At 67.9% G+C, this 21611-nt stretch carries 20 protein-coding genes and 2 riboswitches; of the genes, 14 read left to right on the forward strand and 6 right to left on the reverse strand.

The window, feature by feature from the left end:
- The first annotated feature begins 91 nt into the window (after nucleotides 1-91).
- Together ASF72_RS01795 and ASF72_RS01800 are read left to right on the forward strand one after the other, a co-directional pair.
- Nucleotides 92-349, forward strand: coding sequence for a hypothetical protein (locus ASF72_RS01795; RefSeq protein ID WP_050686617.1), 258 nt, complete (start codon nucleotides 92-94; stop codon nucleotides 347-349).
- Between the two features lie 5 nt (nucleotides 350-354).
- Nucleotides 355-1224, forward strand: coding sequence for a hypothetical protein (locus ASF72_RS01800; RefSeq protein ID WP_056596062.1), 870 nt, complete (start codon nucleotides 355-357; stop codon nucleotides 1222-1224).
- 3 nt (nucleotides 1225-1227) lie between these two features.
- Here the strand turns inward: ASF72_RS01800 and ASF72_RS01805 are convergent, their stop codons facing one another.
- The 3 genes from ASF72_RS01805 to ASF72_RS01815 are packed head-to-tail and all read right to left on the reverse strand — an operon-like array spanning nucleotide 1228 to nucleotide 5620.
- Entirely contained in the window at nucleotides 1228-2874 is a 1647-nt protein-coding gene (locus ASF72_RS01805) for a DNA repair helicase XPB (RefSeq protein WP_056596064.1), read from the reverse strand.
- Between the two features lie 9 nt (nucleotides 2875-2883).
- Nucleotides 2884-5376 carry a helicase-associated domain-containing protein gene (locus ASF72_RS01810; RefSeq protein WP_056596067.1) on the reverse strand — a complete coding sequence of 831 codons (2493 nt, stop codon included), beginning with the start codon at nucleotides 5374-5376 and terminating at the stop codon, nucleotides 2884-2886.
- Nucleotides 5377-5386: 10 nt separating this feature from the next.
- Complete coding sequence (locus tag ASF72_RS01815; RefSeq protein ID WP_050686621.1) at nucleotides 5387-5620, reverse strand: hypothetical protein; 234 nt, start codon at nucleotides 5618-5620, stop codon at nucleotides 5387-5389.
- A gap of 205 nt (nucleotides 5621-5825) precedes the next feature.
- Between ASF72_RS01815 and ASF72_RS01820 the strand changes: the two genes are divergently transcribed.
- Complete coding sequence (locus tag ASF72_RS01820) at nucleotides 5826-6209, forward strand: cold-shock protein (RefSeq protein WP_050686622.1); 384 nt, start codon at nucleotides 5826-5828, stop codon at nucleotides 6207-6209.
- Between the two features lie 6 nt (nucleotides 6210-6215).
- Nucleotides 6216-6908, forward strand: a complete 693-nt coding sequence (locus ASF72_RS01825) for a DUF3027 domain-containing protein (RefSeq protein ID WP_050686623.1) — start codon at nucleotides 6216-6218, stop codon at nucleotides 6906-6908.
- A 176-nt stretch (nucleotides 6909-7084) separates the two neighbouring features.
- On the opposite strand, the gene serC is transcribed toward ASF72_RS01825, so the two are convergent.
- Entirely contained in the window at nucleotides 7085-8215 is a 1131-nt protein-coding gene (gene serC, locus ASF72_RS01830) for a phosphoserine transaminase (RefSeq protein WP_050686624.1), read from the reverse strand.
- Nucleotides 8216-8492: 277 nt separating this feature from the next.
- Here serC and ASF72_RS01835 point away from each other — a divergent pair, with 277 nt between their 5' ends.
- The 10 genes from ASF72_RS01835 to ASF72_RS01880 all read left to right on the forward strand — a co-directional run bounded on the left by ASF72_RS01835 (nucleotide 8493) and on the right by ASF72_RS01880 (nucleotide 19729).
- On the forward strand, nucleotides 8493-9188 hold the full coding sequence (locus ASF72_RS01835; RefSeq protein ID WP_050686625.1) for a metal-dependent transcriptional regulator: 696 nt from the start codon (nucleotides 8493-8495) through the stop codon (nucleotides 9186-9188).
- 146 nt (nucleotides 9189-9334) lie between these two features.
- Nucleotides 9335-9543: riboswitch (cyclic di-AMP (ydaO/yuaA leader) on the forward strand.
- Nucleotides 9544-9553: 10 nt separating this feature from the next.
- A complete protein-coding gene (locus ASF72_RS01840; RefSeq protein ID WP_050686650.1) occupies nucleotides 9554-10375 on the forward strand; it encodes a M23 family metallopeptidase in 822 nt (273 codons plus the stop codon).
- A 136-nt stretch (nucleotides 10376-10511) separates the two neighbouring features.
- Nucleotides 10512-10686: riboswitch (cyclic di-AMP (ydaO/yuaA leader) on the forward strand.
- Between the two features lie 61 nt (nucleotides 10687-10747).
- The gene (locus ASF72_RS01845) at nucleotides 10748-11446 is read left to right on the forward strand and encodes a C40 family peptidase (protein ID WP_050686626.1); all 699 of its coding nucleotides are present in this window, start codon (nucleotides 10748-10750) and stop codon (nucleotides 11444-11446) included.
- Nucleotides 11447-11610: 164 nt separating this feature from the next.
- Nucleotides 11611-12405, forward strand: coding sequence for an NlpC/P60 family protein (locus tag ASF72_RS01850; protein ID WP_050686628.1), 795 nt, complete (start codon nucleotides 11611-11613; stop codon nucleotides 12403-12405).
- 289 nt (nucleotides 12406-12694) lie between these two features.
- Nucleotides 12695-13195 (forward strand): HNH endonuclease, encoded by a 501-nt coding sequence (locus ASF72_RS01855; RefSeq protein ID WP_050686630.1) that lies wholly within the window; start codon nucleotides 12695-12697, stop codon nucleotides 13193-13195.
- Nucleotides 13196-13257: 62 nt separating this feature from the next.
- Complete coding sequence (gene mobA, locus ASF72_RS01860) at nucleotides 13258-13956, forward strand: molybdenum cofactor guanylyltransferase (RefSeq protein ID WP_056596071.1); 699 nt, start codon at nucleotides 13258-13260, stop codon at nucleotides 13954-13956.
- Nucleotides 13953-14246, forward strand: coding sequence for a DUF6457 domain-containing protein (locus ASF72_RS20880; protein ID WP_050686634.1), 294 nt, complete (start codon nucleotides 13953-13955; stop codon nucleotides 14244-14246). The genes mobA and ASF72_RS20880 overlap by 4 nt, the downstream gene beginning before the upstream one ends.
- The gene (locus ASF72_RS01870; RefSeq protein ID WP_056596074.1) at nucleotides 14243-15625 is read left to right on the forward strand and encodes a molybdopterin molybdotransferase MoeA; all 1383 of its coding nucleotides are present in this window, start codon (nucleotides 14243-14245) and stop codon (nucleotides 15623-15625) included. The genes ASF72_RS20880 and ASF72_RS01870 overlap by 4 nt, the downstream gene beginning before the upstream one ends.
- Before the next feature lie 51 nt (nucleotides 15626-15676).
- Nucleotides 15677-16555 carry a formate dehydrogenase accessory sulfurtransferase FdhD gene (gene fdhD, locus ASF72_RS01875; RefSeq protein ID WP_056596077.1) on the forward strand — a complete coding sequence of 293 codons (879 nt, stop codon included), beginning with the start codon at nucleotides 15677-15679 and terminating at the stop codon, nucleotides 16553-16555.
- A 129-nt stretch (nucleotides 16556-16684) separates the two neighbouring features.
- Nucleotides 16685-19729 carry an alpha-mannosidase gene (locus ASF72_RS01880; protein WP_056596080.1) on the forward strand — a complete coding sequence of 1015 codons (3045 nt, stop codon included), beginning with the start codon at nucleotides 16685-16687 and terminating at the stop codon, nucleotides 19727-19729.
- 233 nt (nucleotides 19730-19962) lie between these two features.
- On the opposite strand, the gene ASF72_RS01885 is transcribed toward ASF72_RS01880, so the two are convergent.
- Together ASF72_RS01885 and ASF72_RS01890 are read right to left on the reverse strand one after the other, a co-directional pair.
- Complete coding sequence (locus tag ASF72_RS01885) at nucleotides 19963-20700, reverse strand: hypothetical protein (protein ID WP_056596082.1); 738 nt, start codon at nucleotides 20698-20700, stop codon at nucleotides 19963-19965.
- Nucleotides 20697-21434 carry a hypothetical protein gene (locus ASF72_RS01890; RefSeq protein WP_050686642.1) on the reverse strand — a complete coding sequence of 246 codons (738 nt, stop codon included), beginning with the start codon at nucleotides 21432-21434 and terminating at the stop codon, nucleotides 20697-20699. Before ASF72_RS01890 ends, ASF72_RS01885 begins: the two co-directional genes overlap by 4 nt.
- Between the last annotated feature and the right edge of the window lie 177 nt (nucleotides 21435-21611).

The following is a 21611-nucleotide window of genomic DNA, read 5'->3' on the forward strand; positions in this document are numbered from 1 at the left end:
GGGGCCGGTGAATCCGGCTGCCGGCACGTCCCAGCATTCTTTGAGGCAACATCAGATAGATTTCCTGCCCAACCGAAGGGGACGAAACACCATGACCGATGGAAGTGCCACCGAAAGCAACGGCGCCACTGACCGCAGCATCCGCGACTGGGCTGACCTGGCCGAGGAAATGTGGTCCTACCTGACCGGCAAGGGCGCCGCGATCAACTACCAGTTTGTGGACATGACCGTGGAGGTACCCCGCGACATCGGACCGGACGCGCCCCGGGCAACGTGGAAACTCAACGGCAGCCTCAGAGTCACCACCAGCGACAAGGACGCCGCCGGGTCCGATCTGAACCGCAGCTGACGGTTATGGCCGAGTACCGCCTGGATATCGACGTGGACTTTTCCTACACGGACGGGGCAGGCACCGTCACCAACGGGACTGCCCGTGCGGCCGGCACGGAAGTGACGGTATCCCTGGACAGCCTGGCGCCGGTGGGCGGCGGCGGGCTGCCGTCCTTGGATGACGTCCGGCCGTTCGCCGACATGCTGGCCGGCAAAGGCGTGAGTGTGACGCTGGCCGGTCCGGACGGGACCATCCTGAGCCTGGGGGCGGTGAACAGCCCCGCGACACAGCGGCTCGTCACCCGCAGCGCCAACATCAAGCTGGGAAAGCTGGGCGCGTTGATGCCGCTGGCCCGGCAGGGCCGGCGCAAGGCCGCGGGTGTGCCCCTGCTGCCACCTGCCACCCCGCTGCCGTTGCTCCCCACGGTCCGGCGGAACATCACCCGCCGGATCACCACCACCCACTACACCCGGGGCAGTGGCCGGCCCCGGCTGATCTTTGTCCAGGACGCGGCCAGCTGGACCGGCCAGGTCCCCCGCGAGGTGACCCTGGACCAGGAATCGCTGAGCATCGGCAGCGACCCCGGTTCCGGGCTCCTGCTCGAAGGGCTCGACGGGCTGCACGCCGAGGTGGTCCATGACGGCCGGGACGAGTACATCCTGGTGCCGCACGGCAGCGTCAGCGGCAGCGTGTCCGGAACCGGCCCGTCAGTGCTCCGCACCGGCGCGCGGATCCAGATGGGGCAATGGTGCCTGGCGTTTTTCCGGGAGGAATTCGCGGACCATGGGCGCCCGCACGGCGGCCGGAGCGGCGGCGAACTGGCCTACGAACGTCCGCAGTTCGATCCGCGGACCGGCACCATGGAGCGGGACAGCAACGAAAGTGTCACCTAGGGATCAGCCCGGCCGGTCCGCATCCTTGGCATCGAGGATGCGGTAGGCGTACCCCTGCTCGGCCAGGAACCGCTGCCGTTTGGCGGCGAACTCCTGGTCCAGGGTGTCCCTGGCCACCAGGGAGTAGAAGCGGGCGGCCCGGCCATCCTTCTTGGGCCGCAGCAACCGGCCCAGCCGCTGCGCTTCCTCCTGGCGCGAGCCGAAGGAGCCGGACACCTGGATGGCCACGGAGGCCTCCGGAAGGTCGATGGAGAAGTTGGCCACCTTGGACACCACCAGGGTCCTGACCTCCCCGGCCCGGAACGCGTCGAACAGCTTCTGGCGTTCCTTCACGGTCGTGTCGCCCTTGATCACCGGGGCGGCCAGGCGCTCGCCGATCTCGTCCAGCTGGTCGATGTACTGTCCGATTACCAGGAGCTGTTCGTCGCGGTGCTTTTCCACCAGGCGCTCCACCACCAGGGTCTTGGACTCTGACGTGGAGCACAGCCGGTACTTGTCCGCGTCCTCGGCCATGGCGTAGGCCACCCGTTCGTCGTGGGGCAGGTCCACGCGGACCTCCACGCAGTCCGCCGGCGCGATGTAGCCCTGCGACTCGATGTCCTTCCACGGCGCGTCGTAGCGTTTGGGGCCGATCAGGCTGAAAACCTCACCCTCGCGGCCGTCCTCACGGACCAGCGTGGCGGTCAGGCCCAGCCGGCGCCTGGCCTGCAGGTCCGCCGTCATCCGGAAGATCGGGGCGGGCAGCAGGTGGACCTCGTCGTAGATGATCAGGCCCCAGTCGTGGCCGTCCACCAGCTCAAGGTGCGGGTACAGGCCGCCGCGCTTGAGCGTGAGGACCTGGTAGGTGGCGATGGTGACCGGCCGGACCTCCTTGACGGCACCGGAATATTCGCCGATCTCATCCTCAGTCAGGGTGGTGCGTTTGAGCAGTTCGTCCTTCCACTGCCGGGCAGCCACCGTGTTGGTCACGAGGATCAAGGTGGTGGTGCAGCCGGTGGCCATCGCCGCTGCGCCCACAATGGTTTTCCCGGCGCCGCAAGGCAGCACCACCACTCCACTGCCGCCGGACCAGAAGTTTTCGCTGGCCTGCTGCTGGTAGGGCCGCAGCTGCCAACCCTCTTCCTTGAGCGCAATCAGGTGCGGGGTGCCGTCCACGTAGCCGGCCAGGTCTTCCGCAGGCCAGCCGATCTTCAGCAGCAGCTGCTTCAGCTGGCCCCGCTGGGAGGCGTGCACCACAACGGTTTCGCCGTCGATCCGGGGGCCCAGCAGGGGCTGGATCTTTTTGGCCCTGATCACTTCCTCCAGGACCGGATAGTCGTCGGTGCGCATCACCAGGCCGTGCTGGGGGTCCTTTTCCAGCCGCAACCGGCCGTACCGGGACATGGTTTCGGCCACATCCACCAGCAACGAATGCGGTACCGGGAACCGGGAGTACTTCAGCAGCGTATCCAGGACCCGTTCGGCGTCCAGGCCCGCGGCCCGCGCATTCCACAGGCCCAGCGGGGTGAGCCGGTAGCTGTGGACGTGTTCCGGGGCGCGTTCCAGTTCCGCGAAGGGCGCGATCGCGTGCCGGGCTTCGGTGGCGAGCTCGTGGTCCACCTCCAGGAGGATGGTTTTATCACTCTGGACGATCAGGGGTCCGTCGTTCACGGGGGTCCTTTACTGGCGCAGTTCCCCTGCGGCCTCGATATCGATGATGCGGTGGACGGACAGGACCCGTTCTGTTTCCCTGGCAGGGTCAAACACCCGGACCCGGCCGCCGCTTACGGATAGCGGAACAACAATTTCCAGGTTGGCATTCCCCAGGCTGTCCACCACGTTCATGCTGATTTTCTGCTTGAGCCGGATGGCCCGCTGCAGCGCCTCAAGCCCCAGCTGGGTGGCCACCTCGCCGGAGTGCCCGTTGCCGGATGCGCCGGCACCGGATGTTCCGTTGCCGACGGCGGCCCCCACCTGCCGCAGCACGGCCAGTTGCGCCTCCACGTCCTCAGCCGGGGGCGCGGTCCGCGGCGCGGAATAGACCGGGCGGCCGTTCTCCTGCGGCGCGGTGGTCCGCCGGAGCCGCAACGCTGGCCCGTCCCCGTTATCCACCGCGGGGGAGAGGCCCAGGCTGCGGAGGGCCTGCGCGGCTTCCCGGGGAGCCACGGAGGCCACCAGCACCGTGGGAGCGATCCGGGCCAGGCCCAGGGCGACCGCGCGGGGGCCGGAGAGGAGCTCCTGCAGGGCGGCCTCGTCGTCGCTTTGGATGAAGCTGGCGGCGGGCCCCACTTGGAGCCTGCCATGCCGGGATGCCGTGTCCGCCACGAGGTACTCCAACGGCTGGGGCACGGCAGTGGCCGAGTGCTCGCGGAGGAAGGCGAGCAGCCCGGCGGCATCAAAACCGTTGTCCAGGGCCCGGCGGATGGACCCGGCCGAAAAGCGGTAGATCCCTGCAGGTCCTTGGCCCTCGGCGTCGGCCATCAGCAGGAGCTGCTCCGTCAGGGCCGGTGCCAGGTAGCCGGGGGCAACGGCGGTCAGGTCGGCCTGGAGCAGCACGTGGTTCAGTGCCGCGGGCAGGTGCTCGCCCAGGATGTCCAGCGCATCGTCCTGCTGGTCCGCCGCCACGGCACTGCCCAGCTGGGTCAACGCGCCGGATCCCACCAGGCCCAGGAGCTCGGCTTCGGCGAGGACGCCGCGGATCAGGGAGCTGAAGCGCCGGGCCATCCTGGGCTGCGACCATTCGGCGCGCTGGAGGACCGCGACTGCGTCCAGCACGGGCGCCGTTCCGTCCGGCGCCCCTGCCTCGTCGGTGAGCTCCTTCAGGATTTCCAGGATCCGTTTGCGCACCACCGGGGCGTCGGGGCGCTGCGCCTCGGCGGAGAGCGCCACGATGGCACCGCCGCCCGGGGCGCGGTGGCCCGTTGCGGGCCCGGCGCCGGGCTGGCCCACCAGGGAGGGCACCCGCTCGCTGGCCAGCCAGGCGTTGACCAGCCACAACCATTGCTCCTGCCGGGGCACAAGGAGCCATTCGAGGTCCGCCGGGCGCACCCAGGAACTGGTGTCCACGTCCAGCCGGATCAGGCCCGCCAGGGCGCACAGTTCCAGCAGCACCCCCGCCCGGGTCTGGTCAAGGCGCAGCACCTCGCTCAGCCTGCGGGTTTCGCGGACGCCCACGCCGCCGCTGCGCAGGGTTGCCAACGGCTGTTCGCCAACGGCGTGCAGCAGCTCGCCCACCAGGCGCAGGGTCTCCGAGATGGCGCTGAGGGCAGCGTTCCTGCGCAACGCGGCGGTGGTCCGGCCAAGCTCGGGGCGGGGCGGGGTAAGGCTGAAGTCGTCGATAACCACACCGCCGCGCAGCGACGTGCCCACGCTGTGCGGCAGTTCCACATGCGCCGCGTCCAGGGGCACCAGCAGGCCGCGGGCCAGCAGCCAGTCCACGGGCCCGACGTCGGCACCCTCGGTGGTGATCGACGCCTTGCGTTGCGCCTGGGGGACGGCGCCCATGGCCCAGTTCCGGAACCTGGCGAGCAACGCCGTGGTCCTTGCCGGTGCCCCTGCGAGGATATGGTGCAGTCCCTCCGGCGATGACGTCCAATGTTGCAGGGCCAGAGCTGCTTCCATGGGGGTGGTGGCATCGTGGATGTCCGCACCGCTGCGGTGCAGTTCGGAAACCAGCTGAACGGCGCGCTGCGCAAACGCGGGCTGGAGCCGGACCAGTTCCGTGTAGCTGCGGCCGAGCCCGGCCGGGTAAATCCCCACCACGTCCTTCAAGGAGCCCACAGGCAGGTAAAACCGGTGTTTTGCCGGCCCGGCGGCGGTTCCGGACGGTGGGGCTGCCCGGTGGACCAGCGCCATTTCCTGCAGGGTGGCCAGGATGCCGTCGACGGTGGCGGCGGTGGACCCGGTGATGAGTTTGCGGAGCCCCGCGGCGGACGCGCTGTGGCCGGTGTCCGTGTTGGTGCACAGGTGGAGGGTTTCCAGGACCTGCATCTGCGGCCGGTTAAGCCGTTCCAGCGCCCGCTGGACGCTGACCCGCGCACTGGCCCGGGCCGCCAGCGCGGCGAAATCCGGGACGCCCGGGGAGATAAGGTCCGGCCGCGCCGCAAACAGCGCCCGCAGCGAGTCATCGGTGCGGGCGGCCAAGTCCTTGCTGAGCGCGCGAATGAGGGACATCAGTCCAACGTTACCGCCGGTCAGGCTTTGTTGCCCGGCGACGCCCGGCAACACTGTCCAGAACCAGGAAGAGCATCAGGATGAATGCCAGCGGCAGCCCGTAAAGGGCGGAGTAGGTCACCCAGGGCGGAGCCACGGCGCCGGCGAAGGCCAGCGCCATAACGGCTGCAACGGCGGCCAGGGACAGCAGGGCAATGGCTGCGGCCGCAATCATCAGGGGCCTGCGGTAGCGCGGGGGTGTCATGGAAGTAACGCTACAGGCCCGCGGCGGCGGGGGTGAACGGCTCCCGTGGGGCCCGGTAAAGCGGGAATGTGGCACCGGGCAGGATAACCTTGAAGGATACAGACCAAGACGGTCCGCAGCTGCCATACCCTGAACCCGCACCACAGTGCGGACGCGGTGGTGGCCGGCCGGGTCCCCAGACATTAAGACGAAGAAGGTTGATTACGTGCCTACCGGCAAGGTCAAGTGGTATGACAAGGACAAAGGGTTCGGCTTCCTCGCCGGCGAGGACGGGCAGGAAGTATTCCTGCCCAAATCGTCGCTGCCCGAGGGTGTGACGGAACTCAAGGCCGGCACCCGTGTGGAGTTCGGCGTCGCTGACGGCCGGAAGGGTGCCCAGGCGCTGGGCCTGCGGGTACTGGACAAAACGCCGTCCCTGGCCAAGGCCAAGCGGCCCAGCGCCAAGGACCTGGCGCCCCTGGTCCAGGACCTCGTGAGTGTGCTGGATAACCTGTCCGGCACCCTGTCGGCCGGTAAGTACCCGGAAGGCAACAAGGGCAAGGCCATCGCCGCTGCCCTCCGCAAGGTCGCCGACGAGCTGGACGTTTAGGCAACCATGAACCCCCAAGCTGAACAGCCGGAAGCGGTGCTGCAGGACCAGGCCGCTGACGCCCCGGCCGCTGACCAGGCCACCCCTGCTGCGGCAGCCCCCGCACCGGCCGCGCCCAAGCGGGGCGCCGGTGTGCCCGTCTGGCGGGTTGGAAAGCCGGATGCCTTCCTGGCCGCAGCCGTGGATTCGGCCCGCGCCGCCGTCGAGGGCATCACCGAACCTGGCGCCGTTGGCCGGCACCTGGCCGCCAAAAGCGAAGGCGACCGCCTGGTGACGCACCTGTTCGAGTCCAGGCTCGCCGGCTACCAGGGCTGGCAGTGGTACGCCGTGCTGACCCGCAACTCCCGCTCCAAGACGGTCACCGTCAACGAGCTCGGCATGCTACCGTCCGGGGAATCCATCCTCGCCCCTGAATGGGTGCCGTGGGCCGAACGCGTCCGGCCTGAGGATGAGCAGGAACAGGCTGCCCAGGAGCAGGAACGCCGGCACCGGGACGCGCCGGCCCACAGCTCTGCTGATGCGGATGCCGCAGAAACGGACGACGACGTTGCGGACCAGGTGCCGGAAGGCCAGGAACACGACGCAGTTGTGTCAGCTGATGCAGCTAACGACAATGACGACGATGACGCGGACGACGCCGAAACGGACGAGGATGAAGACTCGCCGGACAGTGCCGGTTTCGGCGGCCGGGGAGACTAAGGCCCCGCGGGCCCGGTTTTTCCCGCCGAAGCCCCAGCACTCCGCACGGCATTTTCTGACCAAAGTACTCCGCACCAAGCACTCCGCACCACGGCACTCCGCACCACAACAAAAAGGCGCCGCCCGGCTGTTTAGCCGGGCGGCGCCGTCGTGCGTTCAGGACATGTCGCTGCGCGCTATTTGCGCAGTTCGCCCACCACGTAGTCGATGCTGGCCAGCAGGGCGGTCACGTCGTCCGGATCGATGGCAACAAACGTGGCAATGCGCAACTGGTTGCGGCCCAGCTTGCGGTAGGGTTCGGTGTCCACCACGCCGTTGGCTCGCAGGACCTTTGCCACCTGGGCGGCGTCCACGGAATCATCGAAATCAATGGTGGCGATGACATTGGACCGTTCGTCCGGGTTGGCTACGAACGGTGTTGCGTACTCCGAAGCCTCGGCCCAGCTGTAGATCCGGCCTGCCGAATCGGCGGTGCGCCCGGCAGCAAAGTCCAGGCCGCCGTTGCTGTTCAGCCACTGCACCTGGGCGTCCAGGGTCACCAGGGTGGAGAGCGCCGGGGTGTTGTAGGTCTGGTTCAGCCGGGAGTTGTCGATGGCCGTCTGCAGGTCCAGGAAATCCGGGATCCAGCGGTTGCCGGCCTTGATCCGCGCGGCACGCTCCAGTGCGGCCGGCGAGAACAGGCCCAGCCACAGCCCGCCGTCCGAGGCAAAGTTCTTCTGCGGTGCGAAGTAGTAGACATCGCTTTCGGCAACGTCCACGTCCAGCCCGCCGGCAGCCGAGGTGGCATCCACCAGGACCAGCGAGCCTTCATCGGCCCCCGCGACGCGGCGCACCGGGGCGGAGACGCCAGTGGAGGTTTCGTTCTGGGGCCAGGCGTAGACGTCCACACCGGCCTCTGCCTGTGCCGTGGGACGGGTGCCCGGCTCCGCCTTGATGATGGAGGAAGCCGCCAGGAACGGGGCCTTGTTGGTGGCGGCTGCGAACTTGGAACCGAACTCACCGAAGGACAGGTGCTGCGCCTTCTCCTCAACCAGGCCAAAGCTGGCAACATCCCAGAATGCGGTGGAGCCACCGACCCCGAGGACTACTTCGTAGCCTTCGGGGGCGCGGAAGAACTGGCTCAGGCCGGAGCGGACGGAGCCCACCAGGTTTTTGACCGGAGCCTGGCGGTGGGAGGTCCCCAGAATGGCCTTGGACGCGGCGGAAAGAGCATCGATCTGCTCCTGCCGGACCTTGGAGGGTCCGGCGCCGAACCGTCCGTCCCGGGGCAGCAGGTTGGCGGGGATCGTGATGCTGGTTTCGCTCACAGGTGCTCCAATTTCGGCGTGGAAGTTGTTGCGCCGGGACGGCTGGGTGCCGGCCGCCAGTGGTCAGCGGCCCTCGGCCCGGACCCTCCAATTGTGCCTGAAGTGGTGTTTCGGCGGGAACCGCACCCGTCATAGTCCAGTCATTGAGACAGTCCGGCAGAAGAGCCGAATCTATTCGGACAAACTCAAAATAGGCTAAGCTTTTCCACGGACTACGCCGCCGTCTGGGCGGTACGGTGGGACAACGCAAGGTACTGCGCTCGAGGAGCTGAGCTGGATGACGGATCTTATCGACACTACGGAGATGTACCTTCGCACCATTTTGGAGCTTGAGGAAGAAAACATCGTTGCCCTCCGGGCCCGCATCGCGGAACGGCTGAGGCACTCGGGGCCCACGGTTTCGCAGACCATCGGCCGGATGGAGCGTGACGGCCTGGTGGTGGTGTCCGGGGACCGGCACCTGGAACTGACCGAGACCGGCCGTAAGCGCGCCACCGAAGTCATGCGCAAACACCGGCTCGCCGAGCGCCTCCTGGCGGACGTTATCGGCCTGGACTGGGCGTACGTCCACGACGAGGCCTGCCGCTGGGAACACGTGATGAGCGAACGCGTGGAGAAGCGCATCTACGAGATGCTGAACCACCCCACGGAGTCGCCCTACGGCAACCCCATCCCGGGCCTCGCGGCGTTGGGTGGCCAGCCCGGCAACGGCTTCCGGGACGGAGCCGTCAGCCTGCTCGAAGCCATGAAGTCCTACGGCCCCGCCTCCTCGGTGACGGTGAGCCGGCTGGCGGAGCCCATCCAGGTTGAACCGGAGCTTCTGGTCCAGCTCGACGAAGGCGGCATCCGGCCCGGCGCGGCCGTTTCGCTGGAGCGCGTTGGCGACTACATCTCCGTCCGCGTGGCCGGCATCGAAGGTGCCCTGGAACTGCCCCCTGAAGTGGCAGCGCACGTCTTCGTCGCGGTCAACTGACGCTGCCCGACGCCGCACTTACCCAATCCCGAGCGGGTTACGCAAAGATAACGGAATTGTTACTTTGCGGGGGTAACGGATATAGTTGAACCTAAGCGTTGATACATAAGCGTTACTTGATCCGGAGCCGAGCTCTGCCAGCGGATCAGGCGCACAAGTCATTTCTGGCAGAGGCGGGGGAACCACAACCGGCAGCGGGGGCTGCCTTGGGGTGAAGTCCGTCAGCAGCAAGCCTCTCCAGTGAAGGATCCTACGGGATACCCCTGTGCCAAAGCTTGCCCGCGCGGACCGGGTCGAACGAACTCTCTGACCCGAATCCGACAGCTAACTCCGCAGGCTTTCCCAGAGAGGAACCGTTCTTGACCATGCAGACCTCCAGGGGACGCCGCCGTGCGGCCGTCCCCGCTTCGGCGCCACGGGCAGCTGAAGCCACCAGCACGGAGCGCCCGCGCGATTTCCACCGCGACGCGCGCCGCCGCAGGGGTCCCTTCCGGCAGATCACCGACTTCGCGTCGGCCAGCGGCATGGGCCAGAAAGCCGGCATCGCCCTGGCTGCCACGGGCCTGGTCCTTACCGTGACCGTCCCGGCCACCAGCCCCGTGCTTGCAACCGACGCACCCGGAGCCACCCCCGTGGCTGCCGCCGCAGTAACCCCGCAGCCCCGGATCTCCGCAGAAGCCGGCGCCCAGCTGGACTTCAGCCGCTCGGCTGTGGTGACCCAGGCCGATCCGGACGGCAAGCTCAAGCAGCTGCTCAGTGCCCAGTCCGCCAGCGCCGTCTCCCGGGCGGCCTCGGCAGGCAGCCTTGCTGCGCCGCTGGCCACGCTCACCACCGCCTCTCCCTTCGGCTACCGCGTCAGCCCCATCACCGGCGGCAACGGCGACTTCCACCGTGGCCAGGACTACGTGGCCCAGTGCGGCACATCCGTGCTTGCTGCTGCAACCGGAACCGTGACATTCGTCGGCTGGCACCAGTACGGCGGTGGAAACCGCGTGGTGATCGACCACGGCAATGGCCTGGAGACCACCTATAACCACCTCTCCTCCTTCACTGTGAAGGAAGGCCAGACGGTGTCCCGCGGCGATGTGGTGGCCCTGAGCGGCACCACGGGCGCTTCCACCGGCTGCCACCTCCACTTCGAGGTCCAGGTCAACGGCGAAGTCGTCGATCCTACCGGCTGGCTCTAGTCAAATGATGGTTCACTACCGGATCGCCGAGATCCGCCGTGACCTGAATGTGACATTGAAACGAAACTGCTGTACCGTCTAACTTGCGTCAAGTTTTCCGAACTTGACGCTCTTGAGTGGATTGCCTAGCTCTGCCACCGCTCAAGGTCCGTTCGCATTTCATCGTCTGGCAGGGGCGGGGGAACCAATTTTGGCCTTCAGCGGTATCGAAGGCCTTGGGGTTAAGTCGCAAAGCTTCCCAGGAAGCAGCGCGGCCGGGTGACTCCCATCCGAATCCGACAGCTCACCTCGCAGGCATTGGGAGAGGCCACCTTCTTGTCTTCACGCCACAATTCTGCGCGCCACCGTGCGCTCACGGTTCGCACCAGCCCTTTGGACAGTGTTTCCAAAGCCGTCAGTGCCAATGCCGGGACAGTAGGTCGCCAGGCGGCAGTATTCGCCGCCGCGTCGGGCCTGATCCTGACCATGGGACTGCCTGCCACAGCTGCTGACACCACTGCCGGAGTGTCCGCTTCCACCGAGTCCGGCACCGCCCAGACCGCGCTGGCAGTCACCGCCGCTCCCACCGCCACCGTTTCCTTCGAACGCACAGTGGTCACAACCATTGCTGCGCCGAAGCCGGAGCCGGTCCGAGTCCAGGCCACCCCCGCAGCCACCGCAACGGCAGCAGCCCCGGCCGCAGCCGGAGCTACGGCCGCGGCAGCAGCGCCGGCAGAGAAGGCCGCGCCCGTTGCGGCTTCGACTTCCGGCATCGCAGCCATCGCCTACACGGGCATCGGCCGTCCCTACGTCTGGGGCGGCACCAGCCCCAATGGCTGGGACTGCTCCGGATTCACCCAGTGGGTCTACGCCCAGGCCGGCATCAGCATTCCCCGCACGAATGCCTGGAACGCCATGACGCCCACGTCCAACCCGCAGCCGGGTGACCTAGTCATGCAGAATGGCGGCGCGCACGTTGGTATCTACGTCGGCAACGGCATGATGATCAGCGCGCTCAACCCCTCCCAGGGCACCCTGCTCCACGCAGTGGCAGCCACGGGCTCCTCATCGTTCTACACGCTCGGCAAGTAGTTCCTGGGGCTTCGGCCCCGGGAACTTTTTCTTTGCTCGAAACCGCTTCACGCCAATCACCAAATCCCCGTTCTGGACGCGCCGGAATACCCCCAAGATGCCGGCGCGGCCAACGCCCCGGGCCTGCCCACCAGCAGGGCCCGGGACAACGAAAGAGAGAACTGATGACTACTCGTGCAATCGCACGGCATCGCGCCGAGGTCACCAAAACCAACTCGATCACCGTCATTGCCAAGGCTGTCGGCAGCAACGCCGGAGTCTTCGGACGCCAGGCTGCCGTCATTGCCGCAGCTTCCGGCCTGGTCCTCACCAGCGGAATCGCAGCCAACGCTGCAGACGCCAGCACCCAGCGTGAATCAGCGCCGCTGTCCGGCCTGGAAGTTGAATCGACGGTTGACGCCCCCATCTCCGCCGCTTCGACCATCGCCATCACCTTCGAGAAACCGGCCGTGACCACCACGCCGGCTCCCGTTGTTGAGCCCGAGCCCGAAGTTACCGTCCAGGAAGCCGAGCCCGCAGCGCCCGCCGCCGCAGCCCCTGCTGCGCAGCCTGCTGCGGCACCGAAGGTCACGGCCACCGTTGCCTCGGCTCCCGCTCCGGCGGCTGCACCCGCAGCCCAGGCCCCCGCCAGCGGCAAGGGCGCGGCTATCCTCTCCGCCGCCTACGCCCAGCTGGGTGTGGTCCAGGACTGCACCATGCTGGTCACCAACTCCCTCGCAGCAGTGGGCATCAACTTCCACGACTGGCCTGCAGGCTACCTCTCCCTGGGCCGCACCGTGAGTGCCGCCGAGGCTCAGCCCGGTGACCTGATCTACTACGCCAACGGCGGCTCGGGCATGGCCCACATCGCTGTCTACGCAGGCAACGGCCAGGCAGTTCACGGCGGCTTCAACGGCAACCAGACCATCGTGTTCAGTGCCAACGTGGGCTCCGGCCCCGTGTTTATCCGCGTCAGCTGATTCCAGCGGGTTCCCGGGAACCCCAGGCCCGGCCGGCGTCAACCGCCCAAAGGCCACACTCCGAAGGACCTCCGCACCACGGTGCGGGGGTCCTTCGTGCATCCGCCGCCAGGCCCTGCCATGTGATGCCGCCCCGCAGGGAGCTGCCGCAACGACACGGAACCGGTGAACTCCGGAATTAGTTGATAGCGCGTTTCGTTGTTTACTCTTGTCATGTCGATCCATAGCCCGGACACGCCGGGGGCAGCCGGCCCTCGTGCCCCTGACGGGTGCGGCCGGAGGTACGTGCATGCGCACTCTCGTTCTGAATGCTGGATATGAACCGCTGGCGGTTATCACCTTCCGCCGGGCGCTGGTGCTTGTGCTCACGGGCAAGGCAAGCGTTGTGGCCGAAGGCGACGATCCCGTCGTGGGTCCGCAGGAGATCCTGGGCAGGCCTTCCGTTATCCTGCTGAACCGCTACATCCGTCCCCGGTATAACCAGTCAACAGCGGTAAGCCGCCGGGGGGTGCTGCGCCGGGATGGACATGCCTGCGGTTACTGCGGCAAGGCAGCGCACACCATAGACCACATCCAGCCCAAATCACGCGGCGGAGCCGACTCGTGGGAGAACCTGGTGGCGGCCTGCCTGCGCTGCAACAACGTCAAGGGTGACCACACGCCCGGCGAAATGGGTTGGAAACTGCGGTTTGTGCCTGCCCCGCCCCGCGGCGCCATCTGGCAGATCAAGGAACTCGAAAAGCCGACCCCCGCCTGGGACCCCTTCCTGTTGCCGGAGCGCGCTGCCTGACCGCTGCCACGGCAGCACATACCGGCTGTGCGGGCGGAGCCGTCCGTGGCTAGGCTGGGGGAGTGGACGGTACCCCGGTTGAATTTGATGCTGTAATCCTTGCCGGCGGCAGGTCATCCCGGCTGGGCGGAACCCCCAAACAGGACCTGGTTCTTGGCGCTGCCAGCCTCCTGGACCGTGCCCTCGAAGCAGCCTCCGGCGCGGCCCGCAGGGTGGTGGTGGGGCCGGACCCCGGAACCCTGCCGGACGGTGTGCAGTCCTGCCGGGAGGAGCCGGCCTTTGCCGGGCCGGCAGCTGCCATCGCGGCCGGACTGGACGCCCTGGCCGGGTTGGAAGCCTTGGCCGGACCGCACGCACACGCCCCGGCCGCTTTTGTCCTGGTGCTTGCCTGCGATATGCCGCACGCCGCGGAAGCCGTTCGGGTGCTGTGCGCGGCGCTCCCCGATGCGGCGGACGCGGGAAAGCAGGGGGTGATCGCCCGGGCAGCCGACGGCACCAACCAGCCGCTGGCCGGCCTTTACAGCACAGATGGGCTAAAAAAGGCGGCCGCTGCCTTGGCCGCCGATGGCCGCCTGACGAACGGCTCGGTCCGGTCCCTCCTTGCTAGTCTTGACGTGCAGCCCGTCACCGTCCCGGCCGGCTCCACAGCAGATGTGGATACGTGGGACGACGCCGCCGCACTAGGAATTGCCGCTGAAGGTCAGGAACCACATACGGGCCCTGACGCCCGCGGCCGCAGCTACCTTGGAGGCAGCACGTGAAAAGCCAGGAAGAGACCCTCGAGGAATGGTGCCGGGCACTGTTGCAGGCTTACGAACTTGAGGGCTTCCACGTGGATGTGAACGCCGTCCTCTCGCTCGCCGGCGTAGCAGCGCACTCGGTGGTCCGCCCGGCCGCGCCCCTGACAACGTTTATTGCCGGTTACGCCGCAGGCCTGGCGTCGGCACCCGGCCAGGTCCAGGATCCGGCAGCCATGGACGCCGTCCTGGCCGTGGCCCGGGGGTTGGCCGTCGCCTATGCCGAGGACGCCGCCGGGACAGCCGGCGAATGACCGAAGCCCACCAGGAAACGCAGGAGCCCGAGCAAACGGAGCCGCCAACACGCCTTGCCCACACGTGGGAAGAGGCGCGGCAGGCCGCCTTCGACGCAGCCACACCGATTCCGGCCGGACCGGTGGCGCTGGACCTCGCCCTGGGCAGGCGCCTGGAACAGGACATTGTGGCCTTGCAGGACATGCCGCACTACGCCTCCTCGGCCATGGATGGCTGGGCGGTCAACGGCAGCGGGCCGTGGATCCTGGCGGAGCAAGGCACCCGGCTGGCGCCCCACCAGGCAAGCCCCATCGCCACGGGCGGACTCATCCCGCCCGGAGCCAAGGCAATCCTGCGCACCGAGGCCGCCGTGCTGACCAGCGACGAGGACGGCCTGCCCGTCCTCACCAGCGGCCGTGCGGCCCGGCCCGGCGAACCCCGGAACGGCCAGCACATCCGCAAGGCCGGTGAGGAAGCGCTGACCGGAGACGTCCTGGTGAAGGCCGGTGTGACACTGAACCCCGCGCACATCGCCCTGGCGGCCCTCGCCGGCCACGATACCCTGCAGGTGCAGGGCAAACCGCTGGTCAGGCTGCTCCTGACCGGGGGTGAGGTGGTCCACAACGGCGTGCCCGGACCGGGCAAGGTCCGCGACACTTTCGGCCCGCAACTGTCCGGGGCGGTGGCCATGCTCGGCGGCATGGACGGCGGCCGGCAACGGATCGGCGATGCCTACGACGACTGGCTGGGAGCCCTGGAGGACGACGTTCCGGAGGTGGCCGGTGCGGCGGACCTGCCGGCCGACGTCGTGATCACCACCGGAGGAACCGGGCTCTCCGGCACCGACCACCTCCGCAAAGCCGTTGCCGGGCTGGGCGGCCGGCTGCTGATCGACGGCATCGCGATGCGGCCCGGGCACCCGGTGGTGCTCGCCGAACTGCCCGACGGCCGCTTTATCCTGGGGCTGCCCGGCAACCCCCTGGCCGCCATGCTGGCGCTGTCCACCGTGGGCGGGCCGTTGCTGGCTGCGCTGGGGCACGCGCCGCTGCCGCCGGTGCAGGAGGTGCCGTGCGGAACCATGATCGAACCCGAGCCCGGGCGCACCCGGCTGATGCCGTTCCGGCTCGTATATGGGATGGCCTCACCCGCGCAGCACACCGGGCCCGGCATGATGCGCGGCCTCGCCGCCGCCGACGGCGTGCTGGTGGTGCCGCCGCACGGGGTCCAACTGGGCGAACCGGTCCCGGCCTTCGCCCTGCCCTGGGGTCCGGACCTGCCGGCCCCCGCCGACCCGGCCGCCAAGGCCAAAGCCAAACCCAGGACTGCCACCCGGCCAGCCAGGCCGGCGGCAAAACCAGCTGCGGCCGGCCCGGTGGACTGGAGCGCACTCCTTGGTTGAGCGCCGGCCGCCACGTTGGGATGATGGATCGATGAGCAGGACGGAGCAGACATGGGCAGGGTGACACAGCGCCGCAAGGTGCACAGGTATGTCCTGGACGGCTCAGCGGCTGCCCTCGAGTTCCCGGTGCGGCACAAGGAGGACATCCTGGCGGTGGAGGAACCGCTGGAGATCCGGCTGGGCGGCCTGAGCCACTCGGTCACCATGCGCACGCCGGGCGATGATTTTGACCTCGTGGCTGGTTTCCTGGTCTCCGAGGGCATCATCTGGGAGCCCGGACAGCTGCCGTCCCTGCGTTTCTGCGCCGGCGAAGACGAAAACGGTGTCCAGACCTTCAACGTGGTCGAAGCCCAGCTCCGCCCGGACGTCACCGTCCCGGACCACGGACGCCGGTCCTATACCTCCAGCGCCTGCGGAATCTGCGGCACCGACTCGGTGGATGCGGTGACCAGGTCCTCGCACTACAGCCCCGCCGGCGATCCGCTCACCGTGGCCGCGGAAGTCCTGGCGTCCCTGCCGGACCAGTTGAGGAAAGGGCAGGCCGTCTTCGAACGCACCGGCGGTGTGCACGCCGCCGGACTGTTCACCATAGACGGCGACGGCGGCGCCCGGCTGCTGTGCGTCCGGGAGGACGTGGGCCGGCACAACGCCGTGGACAAGGTGGTGGGGTGGGCCCTCCGGGAAGGCCTCCTTCCGCTGCGCGGGACGGTCCTGCAGGTCTCCGGCCGCGCCTCCTTTGAACTGGTCCAGAAAGCGGCCCTGGCAGGTATCCCGGTGCTGTCCGCCGTCAGTGCGCCGTCGTCCCTGGCAGTGGAGCTCGCGGAATCCAGCGGGCTGACCCTGGCCGGCTTCAGCCGGGGCACCAGCTTTAACGTCTATGCCGGGGCCGGCCGCATTGCCCCACCCGGCGCTGCTGTTCAGCCATCCTGAGGGCCCGGGAGCTGCAGCCCGGGCTACCCGCGGCCCGTGTGCCGGGGTAGCTATCACCGAAAGCACCCGGTAGATTTATCCATCGAATGGACATCTTGGTCCACTTCCCAGCGCTAAAGAGGACCCAGATTGCATGACGACCGCCGGATCACGGAAGTCCGCCTTGAGAGGTTCCTGCGTGAGCGCATCAACCCCGCCGTATACAGCCGCAGCCTGCCGCTGACGCTGACCAGCTGGGAGGTTCCGGACGAGCCGGTCCCCGCGCTGGAGGCCATGCGCCAGGAATTCCTTCCACAGGAGCACAACGCCGCCTGGGGCAAGCCGTGGGGGACCACCTGGCTGCGCGTGCAGGGCGAGGTCCCCGAAACGTGGGGCACCGGGCCTGGTACCGCCGTCGAGGTGGTGGTTGACCTTGGCTTCACCACCGAGGTGCCGGGGTTCCAGTGCGAGGGCATCGCCTGGCGGGCAGACGGCAGCATCATCAAGGCCATCTCGCCCCGCAACCAGTACATCCCGTTGAAGCTGCTGGGCAGCGGCATGGCGGTGGACTTCTACGTGGAGGCTGCAGCCAACCCCGATGTGGCGCAAGGGTGGACGTTTGCGGCCACTCCTTACGGCGACAAGGCGACGGCCGGAACGGCTCCGCAGTACCGGCTGGGACGCATCGCGATCGCCGAACTGCAGCAGGAGGTCTGGGAGCTGCAGCAGGACATCTTGACCCTGGCGGGCCTGATGGCGCAGCTGCCCCTTGAGCTTCCCCGCCGGCACGAAATACTCCGCGCCCTGGAACGCATGCTCGATCTGATGGATCCGGACGACATCGCCGGGACTGCCGCCGCCGGACGGGAGGTCCTGGCCAGGGTCCTGGCCCGGCCCGCGTACGGATCCGCGCACCAGCTGGTGGCCACCGGGCACGCGCACATCGATTCGGCCTGGCTGTGGCCGGTGCGGGAAACCATCCGCAAGTGTGCCAGGACGTTCTCCAACGTGGTGGCCCTGATGGACGAGGACCCGGACTTTGTGTTTTCGTGCTCCTCCGCCCAGCAGCTTTCCTGGATCAAGGAGTTCTACCCTGAACTTTTCGCCCGCATCCGGGAGAAGGTCCGTACGGGCCAGTTCGTTCCCGTGGGCGGCATGTGGGTGGAGTCGGACACCAACATGCCCGGCGGCGAGGCCATGGCCCGCCAGTTCCTTGAGGGCAAGAGCTTTTTCCTGGCCGAGTTCGGCGTCGAATGCCGGGAGGCCTGGCTGCCCGATTCCTTCGGCTACTCAGCCGCCCTGCCGCAGATCGTCAAAGAAGCAGGCAGCCGCTGGTTCCTGACCCAGAAAATTTCCTGGAACCAGACCAACAAGATGCCGCACCACACGTTCAACTGGGAGGGCATCGACGGCACCCGCCTGTTCACCCACTTCCCGCCGGTGGACACCTATAATTCCGAACTCAGCGGAGCGGACCTGGCCCACGCGGAACGCAATTACCGCGACCACGGCCGCGGCTCAGTCTCGCTGGTACCGTTCGGCTACGGTGACGGCGGCGGCGGACCCACCCGGGAGATGCTTGCAGCCGCTGCCCGCACCGCTGACCTCGAAGGGTCCCCGAAGGTACGCCTGGGATCCGCGGAGAGCTTCTTCCAGCAGGCCGAGGACGACTACCAGGGCCTGCCCGTCTGGGTGGGTGAAATGTACCTTGAACTGCACCGTGGCACCTACACCAGCCAGGCCAACACCAAAAAAGGCAACCGGCGCAGTGAACACCTGCTGCGCGAAGCGGAACTCTGGTGCGCCACCGCAACAGTCCGGACCCATGGCGGCTTCGAGTATCCCGCAGCCGAGCTCAAGCGCCTCTGGCGCCTGGTGCTGCTGCAGCAGTTCCACGACATTCTGCCCGGCAGCTCGATCGCCTGGGTGCACCAGGATGCCGAACGCAACTACGCCGCCGTCGCGGCCGGGCTGGAGGCCGTTATCGCCGCAGCCGCTGCTGCGATGCTGGGCCAGGGCGGCCGGCAGTTCCTGCTGAACGCAGCACCGCACGCCAGGGACGGTGTGCCGGCCCTGGGCGCGGCCGAACGGTCGATCGTGCCCGTGCCGGCGACGGCCCAGGCCCAGGGCGGCAGTTACGTCCTGGATAACGGCGTTATCAGGGCAGAGCTGGACGGGGCGGGGTTACTGGTCTCCCTGGTGGACCATGCCAGCGGCCGTGAGGCCATCGCCCCCGGCCAGCCGGGTAACCTCCTGGAGCTGCACCGGGACACCCCCAATGAATGGGACGCCTGGGACATCGATGAGTTCTACCGCCGCAATGTCACACCGCTGACGGCTGCGGCGTCCGTCCGGGTGTCCACCCACGGGCCGGACGCCGGCGTGGTGGTGGAGCGGCTGGCCGGCACGTCCCCGGTAACGCAGCACATCACCCTTGCCCCGGGCAGCCCCGCGCTGTCCATCACCACCACGGTCGACTGGCAGGAGCGGGAGAAGCTGCTCAAACTCGGCTTCGGCCTGGACGTCCGGGCGGACCGTTCCGCCGCGGAGACGCAGTTCGGCCACGTTTTCCGGCCGACGCACACCAATACGTCCTGGGAAGCAGCGAAGTTTGAAGTCTGCGCCCACCGGTGGATCCACGTTGCCGAACCCGGCTACGGGGTGGCGGTCTCCAATTCGTCCACCTACGGCCACGACGTCACCAGGAACGTCAGGGCCGACGGCGGGACCACCACCACCGTCCGGCTGTCCCTGGTGCGGGCTCCGAAGTTCCCCGATCCCGAAGCGGACCGCGGCCGCCACGAGTTCACCGTCACCATCCGGCCCGGTGCCGCAATCGCCGACGCCGTCCAGGAAGGCTACCGGACCAACCTGGTGCCCCGGCTGGTCAGCGGGGCGGCGCCGGTGGAGCCGCTGGTGGCCGTGAGCAACGACGCTGTGGTGGTCGAAGCCGTGAAGCTTGCCGAGGACGGCTCAGGCGATGTGGTGGTGCGGCTGTACGAGTCGCTGGGCCGGCGCTCCACGGCCAGGATCACGGCAGGCTTCCCCTGCACCACGGTGCAGGCCGTCGATCTGTTGGAACGCCCCGTTGAGGCTCCCGGCGTGGATGCCGGCTCCGACGGCGCCGGCCTCCGGCTGCGGCCCTTCCAGCTGGTGACGCTGCGGTTCGTCCGGCAGCAGCTGCCCGCGTCCTGACTTTTTGCCTTGCCGCGCAGCCAACGGGAAGCGCGGCAAGGCAAAACAGCCTTAAACAGGCTGAGTGGGGGCGGTCCCCAACGGCCGCCACCACTCATCCCCCCAATGTGTGCAAAGGCCCCCGGGGCGAACGACGCTAAAGAAATTTATCCCCGTTCAGAAACGCGCTGCGCCCCACCTTCACACATTCATGATTGTTTCACATTCTAATGATTTTGTGAAAGGTCGGGAGATTACTTTTCGGTATATTTCCTGCGTCGGCAGCTTTTTCGCCGGGTCCAGACCTTTGCCGCCCAGATCAGCGCGAGGCCAAGAACGAAGCACAGGATGGCTGTGTAGTTGACCACAAAGGCCACGGCGTCGGAATTCGGCGGCAGGAATGGGAACAGCAGGGACAGCGCAGTGGCGATGGCGCCAAGGCCCAGGAGTGCAGCCGCAAAGCGCACCGGAACGGGCAGCCGGCCCAGCGCCGCCCGGACCATGGCCGGAAGCAGGACCAGGGCAACAAACGCGGGATAGGCCCGTCCTGCCGCCCCGTAGTACTCGGCCAGCATGGCGTGCCGCGCGTCCCTGTCGGAGACTGCCGAGAGACCCGCCGAGGAACCGGTGGTATCCATCAGCAGGAACACGCCCACCACCGCTACGGAGATGACCAGCAGGGCCGCCATCCCCACCCGGCCGGTCAAAAGCCGGTAGGCACCATCGGCGCCGAACCCACGGGTGGTCCGTACGCCGATAAAAAACACGGCTCCGAAAATGATGAAGCGCAGCGCCAGGTTGGTGAGGTTGATGCCGCCCAGGGCCGCATCAATCCACACGTATGGTGCTTCGATGCTGAGCAGGATGGCAAGGGTCATCAGCGCAAAGATGGAAAACAGCGACCTGTTTTCCCCCCGGAGGGCGCTGGGGATCCGGGCCAGGGCCACCAGCCCGCACACGGCCAGCGTTGTCCACTGAAGAATATCGATCATCCCAGGTTCTCCCAGATCTTTTCTGCCTGCTCGTGGTCCTGCTCCTGGCGCCGCAGCACCTTGCCGAGGGCCTGCAGCCGCTCGCCCGCCAAAACGGTCAGGTCGGCGTCGGACATGCCCTCCAGTGCTGCCTGCCGCGCCCCGGGTGGCCAGCCGGCCTCCTCCTCCGTAACCAGGCCCGTGGCAACCAGCCCCCCTGCTGGCCCCACCCCGGCCGCCTGTGAAGTGGCCAGGGCCAGCTCCGGCGTCAACCGGTTGGCGGTCAGCTGGGCTGAGTAGTTCTGCGGGGCGATGCCGGTGGCGGCTGAAACGCGGTGCCGCACCTCGCCGTCGTCAATGGCATCAACCCAGTTTTTAACCGAGGTGGCGTGCGGGGCCGGGCTGAGCGCCGGTGGCAGTCCGGCTGCTGCGCCCTCAGGCTCCACCGCGGTCCGCGACAGCACGGCCCGCAGCAGGTCGGGGGTGGAAATCTGGCTGACCAGTTCGCCCCGGGTGGGCAGCCGGGGCGGGCCGGCCAGCTCGCGGTACGCCTCGAAATCCGCGAGGGCCGCGACCGGGCCGATGTTGTAGGCGCGGCTGATGCTGACAAGGGTGCTTTCCGATACCTTGCCCCGGACCAGCTGCTGGGCGAGGGTGGTCCGCTTGATTCCGGAAACCCTGCAGACGTCGGCGGTGCTGGCGTTGGGCGCGATGCCTTGCAGCCAGCGCTGGAACGCCTTGGCGGGGAGTGGCATGGACAGCTCTCTGCAGAACGGACGGTGTACCCATTTTAGCCTGCCGGAATCTTCGGATTTTACGCAGGCCTCCGCTTCGACTATGCTTGAACGTCGAGCCCGCTGGTCCGTACACCCCCCAAGTCCGGACCAGCGGGTTCTTTTATGTCCTGCGGCCGCAATGCCTGAACCGCATGG

The organism is Arthrobacter sp. Leaf141 (assembly GCF_001424565.1).
Classification (GTDB): domain Bacteria; phylum Actinomycetota; class Actinomycetes; order Actinomycetales; family Micrococcaceae; genus Arthrobacter.

Bases quoted from the DNA above. Each gene is read 5' to 3' on its own strand.
- ASF72_RS01795 (WP_050686617.1), top strand. From the start codon at position 92: ATGACCGATGGAAGTGCCACCGAAAGCAACGGCGCCACTGACCGCAGC.
- ASF72_RS01800 (WP_056596062.1), top strand. From the start codon at position 355: ATGGCCGAGTACCGCCTGGATATCGACGTGGACTTTTCCTACACGGAC.
- ASF72_RS01810 (WP_056596067.1), bottom strand. From the start codon at position 5,376: ATGTCCCTCATTCGCGCGCTCAGCAAGGACTTGGCCGCCCGCACCGAT.
- ASF72_RS01815 (WP_050686621.1), bottom strand. From the start codon at position 5,620: ATGACACCCCCGCGCTACCGCAGGCCCCTGATGATTGCGGCCGCAGCC.
- ASF72_RS01825 (WP_050686623.1), top strand. From the start codon at position 6,216: ATGAACCCCCAAGCTGAACAGCCGGAAGCGGTGCTGCAGGACCAGGCC.
- ASF72_RS01835 (WP_050686625.1), top strand. From the start codon at position 8,493: ATGACGGATCTTATCGACACTACGGAGATGTACCTTCGCACCATTTTG.
- ASF72_RS01840 (WP_050686650.1), top strand. From the start codon at position 9,554: ATGCAGACCTCCAGGGGACGCCGCCGTGCGGCCGTCCCCGCTTCGGCG.
- ASF72_RS01850 (WP_050686628.1), top strand. From the start codon at position 11,611: ATGACTACTCGTGCAATCGCACGGCATCGCGCCGAGGTCACCAAAACC.
- ASF72_RS01855 (WP_050686630.1), top strand. From the start codon at position 12,695: ATGCGCACTCTCGTTCTGAATGCTGGATATGAACCGCTGGCGGTTATC.
- ASF72_RS01870 (WP_056596074.1), top strand. From the start codon at position 14,243: ATGACCGAAGCCCACCAGGAAACGCAGGAGCCCGAGCAAACGGAGCCG.
- fdhD (WP_056596077.1), top strand. From the start codon at position 15,677: ATGGGCAGGGTGACACAGCGCCGCAAGGTGCACAGGTATGTCCTGGAC.
- ASF72_RS01885 (WP_056596082.1), bottom strand. From the start codon at position 20,700: ATGATCGATATTCTTCAGTGGACAACGCTGGCCGTGTGCGGGCTGGTG.
- ASF72_RS01890 (WP_050686642.1), bottom strand. From the start codon at position 21,434: ATGCCACTCCCCGCCAAGGCGTTCCAGCGCTGGCTGCAAGGCATCGCG.